This window comes from Parabacteroides sp. merdae-related_45_40, assembly GCF_001915675.1.
Window position 1 is genome coordinate 1 of the sequence record NZ_MNQY01000003.1, and the last position, 4,593, is coordinate 4,593.

General features: G+C 46.4%; 2 protein-coding genes. One reads left to right on the top strand and one right to left on the bottom strand.

Going from position 1 to position 4,593, the window contains the following annotated elements; translation table 11 throughout:
• Positions 1–252 precede the first annotated feature (252 nt).
• A complete protein-coding gene (pnp, locus tag BHV83_RS00030; RefSeq protein ID WP_005635603.1) occupies positions 253–2,484 on the top strand; it encodes a polyribonucleotide nucleotidyltransferase in 2,232 nt (743 codons plus the stop codon).
• 693 nt (positions 2,485–3,177) lie between these two features.
• Here pnp and BHV83_RS00035 read toward each other — a convergent pair.
• Positions 3,178–4,593 (bottom strand): fumarate hydratase (locus BHV83_RS00035; protein ID WP_286755118.1); only part of this gene is annotated, 1,416 nt, incomplete at its 5' end.

Genomic DNA, 4,593 nt, shown 5'->3' on the forward strand with positions numbered 1-4,593 from the left:
AAAGAACATGCACAGTCCTAAAACAGTCAACAGTCGTGTGGATATTTGTTTCATCATATCTTTACTTCTTGTTTTAATCCGCTGCAAATATACATTAATTTACAATTGTGGCACCATTATTCGCTAAATCTTCCCGCTATTTTTATAAAAAAGAGCTTTTCTCATGTTTTTTATTTTCATTTTCACATGTTTACAGACAAACTTTCATTACATTTGCACCAATTTTACAGATAGAAAAATAAGAAAAAGATTATGCTTAATCCAATTAACAAGACGATCGAATTGGCTGATGGAAGAACCATCACCATCGAAACCGGGAAATTGGCGAAACAGGCGGACGGTGCAGTTACCGTACGTATGGGCAACACCGTGTTGCTGGCTACTGTTTGTGCCGCTAAAGATGCAAACCCGGGTGTTGACTTCATGCCGTTACAAGTAGAGTACAAAGAAAAATTCTCGGCATTTGGCCGTTTTCCTGGCGGTTTTACAAAAAGAGAAGGTAAAGCTTCCGACTACGAAATCTTGACTTCTCGTTTGGTCGACCGTGCCCTCCGCCCTCTTTTCCCTGACAATTACCATGCCGAAGTATATGTAAACGTTATATTATTCTCCGCAGACGGTGAAGACATGCCGGATGCACTTGCCGGACTGGCTGCTTCAGCCGCATTGGCCGTATCAGATATTCCTTTCAACGGACCGATCTCCGAATGCCGCGTCGCACGCATCGATGGCAAGTACGTAGTCAACCCCACGTTCTCTGAATTGGAAAAAGCAGATATTGATATTATGGTGGGTGCTACACTTGACAACATCATGATGGTGGAAGGCGAAATGGATGAAGTTCAAGAATCAGAAATGCTGGAAGCGATCAAAGTAGCACACGAAGCAATCAAAGTACAGTGCCAGGCACAGCTTGAACTATCCGAAGCTTGCGGTAAACTGGTTAAACGCGAATACTGCCATGAAGTCAATGATGACGAACTGCGCAAAGATGTACACGAAAAATGTTATGCAAAGGCATACGCCGTTGCAACCTCCGGCACCGACAAACATCAGCGTGCCGAAGCATTCGAAGCAGTTGTCGAAGAGTATAAAGCTCAGTTTTCAGAAGAAGAATTGACAGACGAGAAAGTTGAAATGATCGGCCGCTATTACCACGATGTAGAAAAAGAAGCGATGCGCCGCGCTATCCTGGACGAAGGAAAGCGTCTGGACGGTCGTAAGACTACTGAAATCCGTCCGATCTGGATCGAAACAGACTGCCTGCCAGGTCCTCATGGTTCTGCAATCTTCACGCGTGGCGAAACACAGTCGCTTTCGACTGTTACCTTAGGTACAAAAGCCGATGAAAAGATGATCGACGATGTACTGAACCACGGAAAAGAACGTTTCCTATTACATTATAACTTTCCTCCGTTCTCTACTGGCGAAGCAAAAGCTTCTCGCGGTGTGGGACGTCGTGAAATCGGTCACGGAAACCTGGCTCATCGTGCATTGAAACGGATGATCCCGACAGATTATCCTTATGTGGTACGTGTGATTTCCGATATCTTAGAGTCTAACGGTTCTTCTTCAATGGCAACCGTATGTGCCGGAACGCTGGCATTGAGAGACGCAGGTGTTCCGATGAAGAAGCCGGTATCCGGTATCGCAATGGGGCTGATCTCTGAAAACAAAGGCCAGAACTACGCTATCCTGTCCGATATCTTAGGAGACGAAGACCATTTGGGCGATATGGACTTCAAGGTAACAGGAACAAAAGACGGTATCACTGCCACTCAGATGGATATCAAGGTAGACGGTCTGTCATACGAAATTCTTGAAAACGCATTGGCACAGGCAAAAGAAGGCCGTATGCACATTCTGGGCAAGATAATGGAAGCCCAGCCAGAAGTTCGTCCGGATCTGAAACCTCATGCTCCGAGAATCGAAACGATGACAATCGGTAAAGAATTTATCGGTGCGGTAATCGGCCCGGGCGGCAAGATCATCCAAGGTATTCAGGAAAAGACAGGTGCTGTTATTACAATTGAAGAAGAAGACGGAGTGGGTAAAATCGAAATTTCCGGAACGAATAAAGCAACAATCGATGCCGCTATCCGCTCCATCAAAGCTATCGTTGCCGTTCCTGAAATCGGCGAAATCTACGAAGGAAAGATTTCTTCTATCATGCCTTACGGTGCATTCGTTGAATTCATGCCGGGTAAAGACGGTTTGCTCCACATTTCCGAAATCGACTGGAAACGTCTGGAAACAGTTGAACAGGCAGGTTTGAAAGAAGGCGACACTATCAGCGTCAAGTTGGTAGACATCGATGCCAAGACTGGTAAATTCAAATTATCCCACAAAGTGCTGCTGCCGAAACCAGAAGGTTACGAAGAACGCCCGCCGAGACCAGAACGTGGTCCGAGATCGGAACGTGGAGACCGTGGCCCCCGTCAGGATCGTGGAGACCGTGGTCCTCGCCGCGAACGTCAGGATTAAGAATCGGTAAACACCTACGTGTATAATTTCCCAACAGCTCCCGCTCCATATTTTTGGGGACGGGAGTTGTTTTTTATACGCAACACTCTTTTTTATCCTTCACCTTTTATCTGTATACCATATATTTCAAGCACCCCCAGGGTGAAGGCCAAAAAACACTTGCCTTCACCTTTTATAAGCATTAAAAAAACAAAGTACAGAATAAATAGGTGAATGAGAAAGCAATAACTATCCGCAACATTTAATCAAAATAGCCTATAACCTATCCGGAAAAAGGATATAGGCTGTAAACAAAAAAGGTATAGCCTGTTCCAAGCAAGCCTATATCCTTTTGGAAAGGACAAGCATCGCTTCCGGACAAACGCCAACCGGACAAGTTCGCCCCGCCTACCCATACTCTTGCCTATTCGGTCTGAAAGAAATACGGACGAAGCAACTACTATCTGTATTATCAGCTACGGAAGCTGTAAAATTGGGTGAGATAATCAACAGAAACTGAATGTATACTATATAGAATATGTAGCATAACCAGTAAAGAATACAGAATCCATTTCGATACAATTACCATCGAAACAGAAAAAATTAACGAAAACCGCATCTCTAAAGGTATCAGACTACACATAACGGCTCTCTATAAAAAAGAGGGAATGATTTTTTCACTCCCTCCCTTTTTATATGAATGCAAAGCACGTCTTACTTGCTGCAAGTGCAACGCGGTTTGATCTGTTTGAAGAAATCGTTACCCTTGTTGTCTACCAGGATAAATGCTGGAAAATCTTCCACTTCGATCTTCCAGATCGCTTCCATGCCCAATTCGGGATATTCCACACATTCGATGCTCTTGATGTTGTTCTGGGCCAGAATTGCAGCCGGACCGCCGATACTTCCCAAATAGAAACCACCATATTTCTGGCAAGCATCCGTCACCTGTTGGCTACGGTTACCTTTCGCCAACATGATCATGCTACCGCCATGACTCTGGAACAAACCGACATACGGGTCCATACGGCCGGCAGTCGTCGGACCCATAGAACCGCAAGCCATACCAGTCGGAGTCTTGGCCGGACCGGCATAATAGATAGGATGATCCTTGATATACTGAGGCAGGTCTTCACCACGGTCCAAACGTTCTTTTAACTTGGCGTGAGCGATATCGCGACCTACGATGATCGTACCATTCAGAGACAGACGGGTAGCCACCGGATATTTATCCAGTTCTTTCAGGATCTCTGTCATCGGCTGGTTCAGGTTGATCTTGACAGCATCGCCTTCGCCTGCCTCGCGCAGTTCTGCCGGGATCAGTTCGCCCGGATGGCTGTCCAGCTTCTCGATCCAGATACCGTCTTTGTTGATCTTACACTTCACGTTACGGTCGGCCGAACAACTGACACCCAAACCGACCGGACAGGAAGCGCCGTGCCGCGGCAGACGGATGATACGGATATCATGTGCCAGATACTTTCCGCCGAATTGTGCTCCCAAACCGATATTGTGCACTTCGGCCAGCACTTCTTTTTCCAGTTCTATATCCCGGAAAGCACGGCCATACTCGTTGCCAGTCGTAGGCAATTCGTCATAATAATGTGTAGAAGCCAACTTCACCGTCAGCAGGTTCTTTTCGGCAGAAGTACCGCCGATAACCACTGCGATATGATAAGGGGGACAAGCAGCCGTACCCAATGTCTTGATCTTTTCGATGATGAAGGGGACCAAAGTGCCGGGATTCAGGATCGCCTTTGTTTCTTGATACAGGTAAGTCTTATTGGCGGAACCGCCACCCTTTGTCACGCACAGGAACTTATATTCCATACCTTCCGTAGCTTCGATATCGATCTGGGCGGGGAGGTTGCATTTGGTGTTCACTTCGTCGTACATGTTCAGGGGAGCGTTCTGCGAATAGCGCAGATTCTCTTCCGTATAGGTTTTATATACACCCAACGAAAGTGCCTCTTCATCGCAGTAGCCAGTCCACACCTGCTGTCCCTTTTCGCCGTGGATGATAGCCGTACCGGTATCCTGGCAGAAAGGAAGTACACCCTTAGCAGCAACTTCTGCGTTACGCAGGAAAGTCAACGCTACATATTTATCGTTATCACTTGCTTCCGGATC

Coding starts and splice junctions, on each gene's coding strand:
- pnp (WP_005635603.1), top strand. CDS start 253: ATGCTTAATCCAATTAACAAGACGATCGAATTGGCTGATGGAAGAACC.